11 protein-coding genes are annotated in these 12,911 nt (G+C 48.1%); 1 reads left to right on the forward strand and 10 read right to left on the reverse strand.

The features are described 5' to 3' along the window. The first annotated feature begins 259 nt into the window (after positions 1 to 259). Positions 260 to 1,273: a ferrochelatase gene (gene hemH, locus MHH60_RS05975; protein WP_179088915.1), complete on the forward strand. Its 1,014-nt coding sequence runs from the start codon at positions 260 to 262 to the stop codon at positions 1,271 to 1,273. Between the two features lie 92 nt (positions 1,274 to 1,365). Here hemH and MHH60_RS05980 read toward each other — a convergent pair whose 3' ends face one another. The 10 genes from MHH60_RS05980 to pucD form a co-directional block, all read right to left on the reverse strand. Then, complete coding sequence (locus MHH60_RS05980; protein ID WP_076125508.1) at positions 1,366 to 1,818, reverse strand: IDEAL domain-containing protein; 453 nt, start codon at positions 1,816 to 1,818, stop codon at positions 1,366 to 1,368. A 357-nt stretch (positions 1,819 to 2,175) separates the two neighbouring features. Further along, a complete protein-coding gene (gene ade / locus MHH60_RS05985) occupies positions 2,176 to 3,993 on the reverse strand; it encodes an adenine deaminase (protein ID WP_076136342.1) in 1,818 nt (605 codons plus the stop codon). 234 nt (positions 3,994 to 4,227) lie between these two features. Next, entirely contained in the window at positions 4,228 to 5,460 is a 1,233-nt protein-coding gene (locus MHH60_RS05990) for a pyridoxal-phosphate-dependent aminotransferase family protein (protein ID WP_076136256.1), read from the reverse strand. Between the two features lie 34 nt (positions 5,461 to 5,494). After that, entirely contained in the window at positions 5,495 to 6,751 is a 1,257-nt protein-coding gene (locus tag MHH60_RS05995) for a M20 family metallo-hydrolase (protein WP_076136254.1), read from the reverse strand. Continuing rightward, the gene (locus tag MHH60_RS06000; protein ID WP_076136252.1) at positions 6,748 to 8,142 is read right to left on the reverse strand and encodes an allantoinase; all 1,395 of its coding nucleotides are present in this window, start codon (positions 8,140 to 8,142) and stop codon (positions 6,748 to 6,750) included. The genes MHH60_RS05995 and MHH60_RS06000 overlap by 4 nt, the downstream gene beginning before the upstream one ends. Positions 8,143 to 8,175: 33 nt before the next feature. Further along, positions 8,176 to 8,580, reverse strand: coding sequence for a hydroxyisourate hydrolase (gene uraH / locus MHH60_RS06005; protein ID WP_076136251.1), 405 nt, complete (start codon positions 8,578 to 8,580; stop codon positions 8,176 to 8,178). Then, entirely contained in the window at positions 8,580 to 9,530 is a 951-nt protein-coding gene (gene pucL / locus MHH60_RS06010) for a factor-independent urate hydroxylase (protein ID WP_076136249.1), read from the reverse strand. Before pucL ends, uraH begins: the two co-directional genes overlap by 1 nt. Positions 9,531 to 9,573: 43 nt before the next feature. Beyond that, a complete protein-coding gene (uraD, locus tag MHH60_RS06015; protein ID WP_076136247.1) occupies positions 9,574 to 10,086 on the reverse strand; it encodes a 2-oxo-4-hydroxy-4-carboxy-5-ureidoimidazoline decarboxylase in 513 nt (170 codons plus the stop codon). Positions 10,087 to 10,090: 4 nt separating this feature from the next. After that, on the reverse strand, positions 10,091 to 10,627 hold the full coding sequence (locus tag MHH60_RS06020; protein ID WP_081389044.1) for a (2Fe-2S)-binding protein: 537 nt from the start codon (positions 10,625 to 10,627) through the stop codon (positions 10,091 to 10,093). Beyond that, positions 10,614 to 12,908 carry a xanthine dehydrogenase subunit D gene (gene pucD, locus MHH60_RS06025; RefSeq protein ID WP_076136245.1) on the reverse strand — a complete coding sequence of 765 codons (2,295 nt, stop codon included), beginning with the start codon at positions 12,906 to 12,908 and terminating at the stop codon, positions 10,614 to 10,616. The genes MHH60_RS06020 and pucD overlap by 14 nt, the downstream gene beginning before the upstream one ends. Between the last annotated feature and the right edge of the window lie 3 nt (positions 12,909 to 12,911).

The following is a 12,911-nucleotide window of genomic DNA, read 5'->3' on the forward strand; positions in this document are numbered from 1 at the left end:
CACAAAGCTGTATAAAAGGTGAAATAATTCACATAAGTTACTATAAAAACACTTACACCCGTTTTCCATCAATTTCTGGTTTGATACTACCAGACCTTTCTGAGGTTCTTCTGTATCGAAAATCACACACCCTATAAGAAACATCACTATTTGCGATTAAATTTAATTTATACGCGCAAAGTGATCTCAATAACTGTGCATTCAAGGCCAGCTATGCTATTTTAGAACGATCTCTTATATGGGAAAGGAGTTCTGTGCTTTGAGCAAACAGCCACCTATTGGAGTTATAATCGCCCAAATCGGCACCCCTACTGCACCAACTGCAAAAGCTGTACGGCCTTATCTGAAACGTTTTTTATCAGATCGCCGAATCATAGATTATTCTCCTCTGCTGTGGCAGCCTTTGCTGCGAGGTGTCATTCTGCGTTCACGTCCACGCCGGTCCGCTGAGCTGTACAGTCAAATATGGACAACCGAAGGATCACCATTGCTCTTTCACTCTTTAGCTCAGCAATCTGGATTACAAGAACTGCTTGGCCCGCGGTATCAGGTAGAGCTTGGATTGGCTTATAGCGAACCCAGCATGGAGCAAGCGATGGCGAAATTCGACACCGCCGGAGTTACCCGAATTATCATTGTGCCGCTGTTTCCGCAATATTCGTCCACGACTACCGCATCCGTATTCGATCAGGCCAGCTTTGCAGCCTTAGGTCGCCAAAGCTCCACTGGTCCTGTAACTAAACGTCTGATTCCGGCTCTAAGATTTATTGATGCCTACTATAATGAGCCCGGTTATATTTCAGCTTTGAAGTCACACCTACTGCGTCAAATGGAGATTCTGAGCAAAGAACCTGATTATTTTGTACTGACCTTCCATGGGATTCCCAAACGGTATGCGGATACCGGTGATCCTTACCCGCAGCAATGTATGGAAACTGCGCGTCTTCTTGCTTCTGCTATGAATTGGGAGCCCGAACACTGGCAGCTTAGTTTTCAATCACGTTTCGGACGAGAAGAATGGGTAGGACCCTCTACTGCGGATGTTCTGGGAGAGCTTGCCGGACGAGGAATACGTAAACCTCTGATTTTTTCACCGGGTCTTGTGACCGATTGTCTGGAAACGCTGCATGAGCTAGCCATAGAAGGACGAGAACAATTCGAGGCTGGTGGAGGACAAGCAGAGGAATTTATGGCAATCCCCTGTTTGAATGACCATGAGGATTGGCTTGATTTTTTGGCTGAACATGTAGAAAAAAATGCCCAAGGATGGTAAATCAAAAAAACCGTCTTGTCCACAGATCATTTCTGTTGCAGACAAGACGGTTAGCTATATCAATTGTTAAGCCTGAAGAATCGAAAGGATACTTATGCTGTAAGCTGCTTATATTTCGTAGTCAGTTCATGGAACCACTGCTTGTCCTGCAAGGTCAACGCAAAATCAATCAGCTCGGCAATCTCACTCGGCTGTAAATCTGCTGAGTCATTAAAGGATACTTCAGCCGTAGCTGTAGCTGCGCCATTCCCATCCTCTGCGTAATCATAAGAAAAACATAACTTAATGTCACTTTCCAGAAATTCATTACGAAGGAAATATAATACCTCACACATTAACACAGGTCTAACATGATCATCAAAGACACATTCCATAACCTTTGCCCAATATTGCTGGTTGTTGAGGTGTAACTTATCATTAGTTAAGAGATATTTCTCACCCTGAAAATCGGTAACAAATCTCAGTTCAAGCGGCTTCATCTTAAAAATAGTAGCAATTTGCTTCATGCTAATATTCAAAATATCTTGCGTTTCTAGTCTGATCATCTCTCATGCACCTCGTCCCTCTTAGTTGGGTTATTCGAAACCTGCCATTATCTATAATTCTTTATATGCCATTAGTGTAAAATTAACTCCATTAATTCACTTTAATTTTATCTAATTTAACATTATTATCGTCACCTGACTATGCTTTATTTATATTTTTTTAGGATTTCGCTCAGAAAAATGTTTCATTCTCTAAAAATCTGTTTAATATTATTGTTCATTACAATAAGATGTATAAAGATTACGCAACATGTGAAGCTTTTGCTTTCTTATATTTAAACAAAAAAAACTGTTCTGAATGGTCATTACAACCTCAGAACAGTTTTTTGCATTAGGATTATACTTCAGTTAATTTACTTAAACAAACAATGGCACTAACTGTATTCCCTCAGGTGAAATCCGCACGAGTCCTTTATCGGTGATACGTAACGTTGGGATAACCGCCAGAGCAAGCAGCGATAAAGTCATAAACGCGTAATTCAAAGTACAGCCGGCATCATACAACGCTTTGCTGATCGCAGCTGATTTCTCAGCAGCAATTTCAAATGGCTCTGTAGACATTAGGCCTGCAATGGCCAACGGGAATAACGTTTCTCCACTGGCTGTGATCATGCAAACCCCACCCTGAGCGTCCGCCACCGCGTTCGCAGCTTTAGCCATTAACTCATTATCATTGCCGATGACGAGTACATTATGACTATCATGAGCAACAGTCATTGCGATAGCAGCCGGTTCTTTAAAACCGATGCCTTCCACAACAGCCACTGATTTATTTCCTGTTCCTTTATGCCGTTCGAGCACAGCGATTTTACACAGACCCTCTACAGCATTTACATCCAGCTGCCCTGCCACTACAGGTACCGAAACTATACGTTCAATGGTCTCCACATGATTTTCTCTTACTTTAATAACTCTTGTAGTAAGTTCACCTGTTTCAATTGGAGCCGCGATAATAAAATCTTCGGCGGTAGGACGCTGTGGCAAATGAACCGAAGCCAACACTTCCTCTGGATAAGTGAATTTAGCAAGCTCTGCCGTCATTACTCCGTTCTCCGCAACTACTACACCTGCGGCAATTGTCAGCACTACATTAATATCCGCCAAATTCCCGTCTAAAAGGATGATATCTGCAAAAGAACCCGGAGTAATAGATCCGATATCCCGCGCTAAACCAAAGCGTTCAGCAGTATTAATGGTAGCCATTTGGATAGCCATTATAGGCTTAACACCTTGAGCAATAGCATCACGCAGGACGAAATTCATATGCCCTTCATCTCGTAAGGATTCCGAACTACGATCATCCGTTACCAGCATCATTCGGCGTGTATCTATGCCGTGTTCTGTATGGGCCGTAATTGTTTTAGCCACATCATGCCAAGCGGAACCCCGGCGCATTTTGGCATACATCCCCAGTCGAACGCGCTCAATCACATCGTCTGCTGTAACACACTCATGATCACCAGTTACCCCTGCCGCAGCATACACTGGCAGTCTCCAGTCGCTGGAAGGCCATGTGAAATGACCGTCAACAAATCTGCCTGCCCGCAGCGTAGCTTGAATCTCTCCAAGCATTTTCTCATCGCCGTAAACAACGCCAGGAAAGTTCATCACTTCACCCAGCGCAATCACATCGGGTCCCCAAGTAAAGGCTTCTGCCACTTCTTCTGGTCCAATAGAAGCTCCCGTTGTCTCGAATTCCGCACCTGCCGCAGGCACACAAGAAGCCACCTGCATGTAAGCAGCTAACGGCGTACCCCGCATCTCATCCAGCATCAATTGAATACCCTTCAGCCCGAATACATTAGCAATCTCATGCGCATCAAAGAAACCACCTGTTGTGCCAAGCGGCAGAACAGCGCGGGAAAATTCAGTAACGGTTAACTGGGTGCTCTCAATATGGCAGTGGCCATCGAGCAATCCCGGAGCTATATACTTGCCGTTCGCATCAATAACTTGCGTTCCTTCGCCAATCATATGTGTCACATCTTTACCAACATAAGCAATTCGTCCACCTTGAACACCAACAGACATTCCTTCTAGAATTTCACCAGAGCATACGTTGACCAGCTTTCCACCTGTAATTACCAGTGTTGCCGGTTTATCGCCTCTTGCCGTAGCCACAAGCTCAGGTACACAATCTGCTAAAGGCTTTCTTGTAAAAGTTGTCATCTTCATCTCTCCCCCGTTAGTATCCAAGTGTTGTCTTGATGTAGTGAATAGATCCGTAATCATAGAGGATTGCATAACTATTAAGCCTAGGATAATATAGTTGCGCAGGTCTGTATTTGTAAGAAAAAACGGCTCAATCATCCCTGTAGATGATAGCCGTTTACTTATTCCCAAAGATTGTCCAAACCATCCGGACAGGCCCCTGTTTTTACGCTCCCGCCATCCGCTCTATTCCAACGATTATCTTACTTTTGCCTCATATACGTCAAGTGCTGCCGGAACCCCAAACCCGCAAGGCCCCTTAAATCCATGACGCTGTAATGCGGCTTCCAGCGCTCCAAGCAGCCGCAACACGTTATTCTCACGACAGCTAAAACCCATCGTACCGATGCGCCAGATCCTTCCCTTTAACGGTCCAAAAGAACTGGCAATTTCAATTCCGAACCGCCCCAGCAGCAGCGAACGGACAGCTTCCCCATCTACCCCCTCAGGGATCAGCACACAGGTAACAACAGTAAGCTTGCAGGAAGGATCCCCGTATAGTTCTAAACCCATAGCTGTTAATCCAGCTACAAGTGCTTTTTCATGGAGGATATGTCTGGCAAATCTGGCATCCAGCCCTTCTTCAAGGGTAAGCCGCAAGCCCTCCCGCAGTGCATAAAGCATTGAGGTCATCTCTGTATGATGATTGAGGCGTTGTGGACTCCAGTAATCCTGAAGCATGCCGAGATCGAAATAATTGCTGCGGACAAAAGATAAGTCACCTGGCTGGACATCACTTGTTCTAATCCCGCGCTCTACTCGTTTTCGGGTCATGAGCTTAGCTTCGGCACGATCATTATACGTTATCGGTGCCATTCCGGAAGGGACGGACAGGCATTTCTGTGTACCGCCAACGACGGCATCCAACATCCAAGCATCTGTCTCGACAGGAATGCCCCCAATGGTTGCAACTGCATCAACTATGAATAAAGCATCCATCCGGCGGCAAGCTCTACCGATTTCCGCGAGTGGCTGCACACGTCCTGTAGAGGTCTCCCCATGAACCATTGCCACCACATGTGGTTTAAAAGTCTCCATAGCTGCTATCACTTCATCCGGCTCAAACACACTCCCCCATGGCTTTTCCAGCACGAACACCTCAGCGCCACATCTTTCAGCAATCTCATGCAATAGATGTCCGAAGCGGCCAAAGATCGGAATCAGCACACGCTCACCCGGCAGGATCAAACTAACCATCACGGCTTCAATTCCAGAACGGGAGGTACCATCAATTGGGTAAGCCCATGAATTACGAGTAGCAAACAGCTCCCGCAGCATTTCCATCGTTTCATTCATAATAGAGGTGAACTCTGGATCAAACTGACCCAGCACCGGAAAAGACATCGCCCGCAGTACACGCGGATCTACCTCGACCGGACCCGGAGTCATAATACAGCGTTGGGACGGCGACAAATCTTCGTAACGCTTCATGATGATCCTCCCTTAAAAGTTCGGCGAACTCTTTTTAATAAGCTAACTCATATAACATCGCAGTCAGCACCTCAAGCCCAGCAACGAGCTGCTCAGGGGAAGTATACTCTTCCGGAGAATGGCTGATCCCAGCTCGGCTTGGCACAAATATCATCGCAGTAGGGCAACGCGGCGCAAAGAGCTGGGCGTCATGTCCCGCTCCACTTACCATCATGCGGTACGTCTTCCCCTGTTGGCGGCAGATATTTTCCAGCATTACAGATAGCTTCGTATCCATAGGTGCAGGGACTGTGTGGAGCACGGATGTAACCCCAAGAATCACCCCACGTTTAACAGCAATTTCATTACATTCCGCAAAAAGCTTCTCACAGAAACGTTCCAGTTCGTCCTCTTCACTATGGCGGATATCTAATGTAAAAAGAACCTCACCCGGGATCACATTTGGCGTATTCGGGAACACCTCAAGCTTACCCGAGGTTGCTACAAGAGGTTCACCAGCCGTTTTAGCAGAACTTTCAAGCACGTACAGCATTTCAACCGCACTAGCCAGTGCATCCTGCCGCATAAACATCGGTGTCGTGCCAGCATGATTAGCAATACCACTGACCTTGACCACATATCGTCTCTGTCCAACAATCCCCTGAACTACGCCTATCTGAGTGTCCGTCTTCTCCAGAATAATCCCCTGCTCGATGTGCAGTTCTACAAAAGCACCAATATCATTTCTGACTCCGGTCCGCTTAGAAGCTTTCTCCTCCGTTATGTCCTGTAAGAAACTGAATTGTGCCATTGCTGCTTTTAACGTCACTCCCTCTGCATCCATACAGGTCTCGGCCTCGCTTCCGTCATACCTTTCCGTGACATGGCCCGAACCCCAATAAGCAAGCGGAAATCGGCTCCCCTCTTCTTCACAAAAAGATACGACCTCAAGCGTCCGCTGCGGCTGGCCAAAGTTCCTCTGCAAATCTTGAAGCGCAATCATAGCCGCAGCGATCCCATAGGCACCATCATATTTCCCGCCATTGACTACAGTATCAATATGCGATCCGGTTAAAATAACCTTTTGCTGCGGATTGCATCCACTCAATCGTCCATATACATTGCCAACCTTGTCTATGGAAACTTCTAAGCCGAGCCCAGCCATTTTTTCCTGCAAAAAAATCTGCGCCCGGCTCCATTCCTCCGTATATAGCAGTCTAGTAACTCCTGGCCCAGGTGTGCTGAATGCCGCCAGCTCCTCCAGCAGCTCCAGCAGTTTCGGAGTCGACGCTTGAACTCTGGAATCATTCATAGGCTGTACTGCTCCTTCCTAATTCGCAGCCACTGTCCACCTCCCTCACTGATCACTCCTTCTTCAGAGGTATAGATCACATTCCCGCGGCAGATCGTAGCAACTACTTTGCAGGATAAAGTTCTTCCGATGTAGGGGCTGTGCTTGTGGCGATACAATAAATCCTCCGCAGTCAGCGTATAGGTTGTGCTTGGATTCAGCAGAACTAGATCGGCATCTAGACCTAGGGCTATAGCGCCTTTACGATGCTCTATTCCAAAACGTTTTGCGGGTTGCCCTGCGAGCAGACTGGAAATTAACGTAACATCCAACCCCCGCACATTCACACCTTCATGGAACATAAGCTCCAGACTGCTCTGCGCACCTGAGATCCCACCCCAAGCTGCAAAAAAGGACAAGTCCGGCTTCACCTTCAATTCCGTTGGACAGGGGGAATGATCCGAAGCAATCAGATCGATTTTGCCTTGGGCCAGCATCTCCCATAACTTCTCCTGCTCCACCGCACTTCGCAGCGGAGGCGCACACTTCGCCACAGGGCCTAAAGCCTTCATATCATTTTCAGTGAGGACCAGATAATGTGGACAGGTTTCGGCCGAAACGTCCAGACCTCGTAGCTTAGCTTCATAGATTTTCTCAATGGCGGCGGCCGTGCTGATATGAACAAAATGCAACCGGCAGCCCGTACGTTCACTGTACAGCAGCGCCCTGGACACTGCCTCCAGCTCTGCTTCAGCAGGGCGGCAAGCGGCAAAATCACTTGCGCTGGTTCTGCCATTTCGCACTGCATCTGCGGTCAACACCGCCGTGATAGCCTCACTTTCTGCATGCAGCGCCAGAATCCCGCCCAGAGAAGCGATTCGCTGCATCCCTTGATAGAGTGTATCCTCATCCACTTCACGGAATCTGCCTTCGCCCTCCCCTCCAGGATTGGAGAGAAAGGCTTTAAACCCAGTGACGCCAGCGGCTGCCAAAACTTCTAAATCATCCAGATTGCCGGGAACGAGCCCACTCCACAGCACATAATCAACGGCAGAGTTTCCAGCCGCAGCATCCACCTTTTGACGAAGTGCAGCCTCGTTCACAGTAGGTGGATTGCCGTTAAGCGGCATATCTGCATAGGTTGTGCAGCCGCCAGCTGCCAACGCCGCAGAGCCGCTGCGAAAGCCTTCCCAATGTCCAAACGTTGGTTCATTAAAGTGGACATGCATATCAATCATACCGGGGAGCACATAGAACCCATCTGCGTCGATGACTTTGGTTAGCGGCGCAAGCGAAAGTTCCTCTCCAAGTGCGACAATCTTACCCTCTGATACTGCAATATCCAGCTTGAGTACCTGATCGGGCAGCACTACATTCCCGTTCTTAATCACAAGTTCATAGGATTCCTTCATGAGCTGCCACCTCCTCCGGTCGTCAACTTTCTCCTAACTTCCCCGATACGTACTATATCCACCAGGAGCTACTAGCAAGGGGACATGGTAGTGTTGCATGGAGCTCTCTATATGAAAGCGAATAGGTATTTGTTCTAGGAAAAAAGACATCTCACGTTGAGTATCTGCTGAGCTTTCTGTTACTCCTATGCCAGCTGCTGACGCTTTGGCATCAGCTCTACGGTAGTAATCGCCAACCATAAACAGCAGCTCGTAACATCCAGCCTCCATTTCGTTTCCCTCCAGCAGCGGAGCATCCAGCCTCCCGTCACTGTTCGTGACTTCTTCATACAGAAGCTTGCTCATCCCATCCGTAAGCTTCCAGAGCTGAAGCGTCAGACCTGTAGCAGGAATCCCCCGCGACAGATCCAGCACATGGGTGGTAAGACGCCCGCTCATTACACTGTCTCTCCGGCCAGATCTGCACGGCTGACAGAAAAGCCCTGAAAACCATAGGGTGGACGAGGTTCGGTGAAGACTCCACCTTTAGTTTCTTCAGGCTCAACAATGGTTTCCCAAGTCCGGTTATTGGACTCAAATGAAACGGTAGCCAGCTGTGAAAAACGGGACAATACGCGCAGCCCAATTTGATAAATCAACGATTGGATTGATGGACTGTTCAGCTCATGAAAAGCGCTATGGGCGATATCGCGAACCTGCTCCGATGCCACATATTGGCCTAGATCTCCATCCAGAGCATGCTGAACATTACTGTAGGTCCAGTTAATATTCAGAAAAATATAAAGCGGACGGTCAAAGCTCTCCGGCAATGTTGTGTACTCATCACGGACGAATCCATAAAACGAGCTTCCACTCACTTTTATCAGCTGTAAATCCTTCAATCGGCATTCATGAGCGATAACCTCAGTCCCATTTTCTCCACGTTTTATAGTTAACGAAGCCGAATAAGATTCATTATTGGAGTGACGCAGTACTAAATGACTCTGTATAAGCCCCTCAACCCCGGGCACCATCACCTGTTCAAAAGGTAACCGGTCTGCGGAAACTGAAACTGCGGTGACATGATCGTATTTATCGAGAAAACGGCTGCTTAGAAGCTGCAGTAGCCCCTCCGTTGTGCTGCCAGTGTAGTCCGCGGTATTGCGCAGAATAAAATTTTTCATAGAATCGGTAGCAACAACCATGGAATTATCCCCCTCTGAAAAAGAAGGAAGAAACGCTTCGCCCGTGACCGCGAATGTAATATTATGTGCGAATATAATGTTCTCGCAGCCCGTGAAGGAAGATTCGGGAACGGGGGTAACGGCCAGCGGTTTAGCATAGGTACGATAAGTTAGCACATCACTTTTTCCATAAAATATTGTACGTCCGTTAATTGGTTCCAGCATGGCTGACACCCTCCCCGTTTATGATGAATGAATGAATGAATAATTAAATAATTAAATCACTTAGGCGAAATCTCGTAATTGTACCGACTTCAGAAAAGGCTTGAACCCATTCCTCCTGAGGGGAACGCTCAACTCGCACTCCAATGGCGCTGATGATGTCATCTTTGTTTTTGCCACGAACAGCTAGAATAAAAGGGAAATGAAATTTGTCCGTATACTTTCGATTCAGATCATTTAATAGATTGAACTCTTCCGTTGTTAGCCGATCCAGTCCAGCTCCCTGCTGCTCCGAGGCAGACAAAGCCGTAACTTGAAGCCTAGTCGCCAAATCTGGGTGAGCTTTTAATAGTTCCTCCATTCGGCTCCGGTCAGCACTCAGTACGGTCTGCATCATTGTGCTATGCAAATGCTCTAAAGAATGGAACGGAATCTGCTTATAAGCCTCCTCTGCTACCCACGGTGAATGTTCAAAAATGCCGCCTAGATGATTCACAAAATCCGTTATACTCATGGCATTTATCTCTTCCAACGTAAACCTGCCTTCAGAAACGACCATCCACTCAACCTCCAATAGCTTTGTTAACAGCTCGTAAAATGCCACCGTACCCCGTACAGCGACAAATGTTACCCGATAAAGCTTCTTCCACTTCAGCCTGAGAAGGATGCGGGTTCTCTTCCAGCAGAGCAACCACCGAGATAACCATCCCTGGAGTACAATAACCGCATTGGAACCCCCCCTCTTCTAAAAAAGCCTGTTGAACGGGATGTAGGCCTACTTCACTAAGACCCTCAATTGTTGTAATTTCCGCACCTGAGCATTGATAGGCCATAACCAGACATGAATTCACTGGACGTCCATCCACCAGCACCATACATGCCCCGCAGCGGCCAATCTCACATGAACGTTTTGTGCCGGTCAGCTCCAAATCTTCACGTATGACATTTAAAAGCCGGCGAGAGGGTGGAATCTCTGTGGATATCGCTTTCCCATTGAGATTGCAATTAAAGGTGAACCTCTCTTCTGCAAAAGCTTCCTCAGACGATAAGGGGTCAAGGTTATCTTCATCTAGATTGTGATCTGAATTATGGCTCGACATGGATGTTCACCACCTTTTGTGGAATAAACGGTGTAGACTGCAGCCATTCGGGATCAATGGGCAGCCTGGTTACACGCTTCCCTACAGCCTGAAATATGGCTGACACGACTGCCGGAGCTAAATTGACGGAACCCACCTCTCCAATGCCGCGAGGACCGTACGTGTCATGATCCGGTAAATCCTCTATCGGCTGCACCTGAATGCTGCCATTCATGTCGGCAATGGTCGGCACCAAATAGGTGTCTAAATTTTTGGTGACATAGCTGCCGCCAGACATCACAGCATCCTCTGACAAGGTGAAGCCTACCGCCATACTGCTGCCACCTTCGATCTGTCCAAGATAACCTTGCGGATTAGCCACCGGTCCCGCCGCTACCGCATGATATTGGTCCAGTACACGGACACGTCCAGTAAGCAGATTAACTTCCACGCGGACTGCGATTGCAGAATAGGTGTATAGGAAATGTGCCCCCACTCTTTTAAAGGGTGTCGTTGGATAAGTAAACTTTGTATTACAGACAATGGGTTCTGAAATACGCTGTGCCAAGTCCTTGTAAGTCAGAAGCAGACCGCCGTCTTTTAGCCAAATGCCGCCAGGGCCGAGCTTCATTTCATAGCTATCCAGCTCCGGCTTTATCATCGCAGCTGCCTCCAGCACTCGAGCGGTGAAGTCTGGACGCAGCCGTTTCAAGGCCATCCACATCATGCTTGTTGATCGGGAAGCCGTACTAGATCCGCTATCGGGCACAACATCCGTATCGCCAATGACGATGCTTATATCCTCTGCCGCCAAGCCAAACTGTTCAATCAGCATTTGTTCCATTGTTGCGATTAAGCCCTGACCAAACTCCTCGTAACCAAACACCGCCTCAATCTTGCCCTCTAGCGTCAAAGAGAGCCTGCCTCCCGCCGGATCGGGAATACCATAACCAAGTCCTGCACCATGCATAGCTATAGCAGCACCCGTTCCAGTTACGATCCAAGGTTCCACAACACCTGAATCACTGTCTGTAGATGCGGTCTCAGTCATAAGAGGCGAACCCGCCAGCGCTTCCCACACCTGAAAGGCACCATCGGTCTGAGCAATTTCCTGACCTAGTGGCCCCAGATCTCCATATTTACGCAAATTGCGGCGGCGCATTTCCCACGGGTCGATCTGCAATCGCTCAGCCAACCGATCGATTTGTCCCTCCAAAGCAAAAATCGCCTGATTGCCGCCAAAACCGCGAAATTCACCAGATACACCGTTATTGGTATATATAGCAAAACCCTTCACATCCACATGATCGATGATATAGGGGCCCATCACATGTTCTGTTGCGAAGTTGAGCACCTCCGCCCCCAGTGTTGCGTAAGCTCCCGTATCCGAAATAATGCTGACCTGATGTGCCCTGATGATTCCTTCGGGGTCGCAGCCAGTCTTCATCGTGATTTTCATGGGATGGCGTTTTAGTCCTGCACGTACCGATTCAGCTCTCGAATTATGCAGCCTTACCGGACGGAGTGTCCGCAAGGCGAGCAGCGCTCCATACGGCTGTACATTCAGCTCGTCTTTTCCTCCAAAGGACCCGCCGATAGGACTCGAGATGACGCGAATATCTTCTTGAGGAATAGCCAGAATTCTGGATAGCTGCAAGCGATCCATTAACCCATGTTGTGTAGCTGAATATACGGTAAGCCGTCCGTTATCCTCTGGGATAAACAGTCCACCTTCAGTCTCCATATAGGTGTGCATTTGGCGTGGTGTATAGTAAGTCTCCTCTACCACATGGCAGCAATCCGTAAATACCGCTTCCGGATCCCCTTTCCGATATTCCGTATGATGAAGCACGTTTCCCTCGGCATGCAGCAGAATTGCGTCCTTTTTCATCGCCTCTTCCGGATTCTCGAGTAAGGGTAGAAGCTCATAATCCACTTCGATAAGAGATAGGGCGTATTCCGCAATTTCGTCCGTCTCTGCCGCGACTGCCGCAATCGCATCGCCAGTGTAACGCACACGGTCACTGCAAAATACCGGTTGATGCGGCAAAGCTATGCCAAAGCCGTTAAGTCCGGGCACATCCTCATGAGTGATTACAGCGTGTACACCAGGGACTTCAATGGCCTTCTCAATGCGTATGGACAAAATACGAGCATGTGCCTGCTCACTGCGGAGCACGCGGCCGATCAACATTCCTTCTGCCCTCATGTCGGTCAAGTACTGCAGCTTACCGGATACCTTGCCCTCTCCATCAGGTCGTGTACGCCAGCGGCTACCGCTGGATTCCTTATTCAGCAGCATTTT

The sequence above is a fragment of the Paenibacillus sp. FSL H7-0716 genome (assembly GCF_038002705.1).
GTDB classification, from domain to species: Bacteria; Bacillota; Bacilli; order Paenibacillales; family Paenibacillaceae; genus Paenibacillus_AQ; species Paenibacillus_AQ odorifer.

Excerpts from the sequence above, each read along its gene's own strand:
- MHH60_RS06020 (WP_081389044.1), bottom strand. The coding sequence starts at position 10,627 with ATGTCGAGCCATAATTCAGATCACAATCTAGATGAAGATAACCTTGAC.
- uraH (WP_076136251.1), bottom strand. The coding sequence starts at position 8,580 with ATGAGCGGGCGTCTTACCACCCATGTGCTGGATCTGTCGCGGGGGATT.
- pucD (WP_076136245.1), bottom strand. The coding sequence starts at position 12,908 with ATGCTGCTGAATAAGGAATCCAGCGGTAGCCGCTGGCGTACACGACCT.
- MHH60_RS05980 (WP_076125508.1), bottom strand. The coding sequence starts at position 1,818 with ATGATCAGACTAGAAACGCAAGATATTTTGAATATTAGCATGAAGCAA.
- pucL (WP_076136249.1), bottom strand. The coding sequence starts at position 9,530 with ATGCTGGAACCAATTAACGGACGTACAATATTTTATGGAAAAAGTGAT.
- ade (WP_076136342.1), bottom strand. The coding sequence starts at position 3,993 with ATGAAGATGACAACTTTTACAAGAAAGCCTTTAGCAGATTGTGTACCT.
- MHH60_RS06000 (WP_076136252.1), bottom strand. The coding sequence starts at position 8,142 with ATGAAGGAATCCTATGAACTTGTGATTAAGAACGGGAATGTAGTGCTG.
- MHH60_RS05995 (WP_076136254.1), bottom strand. The coding sequence starts at position 6,751 with ATGAATGATTCCAGAGTTCAAGCGTCGACTCCGAAACTGCTGGAGCTG.
- uraD (WP_076136247.1), bottom strand. The coding sequence starts at position 10,086 with ATGGTCGTTTCTGAAGGCAGGTTTACGTTGGAAGAGATAAATGCCATG.
- MHH60_RS05990 (WP_076136256.1), bottom strand. The coding sequence starts at position 5,460 with ATGAAGCGTTACGAAGATTTGTCGCCGTCCCAACGCTGTATTATGACT.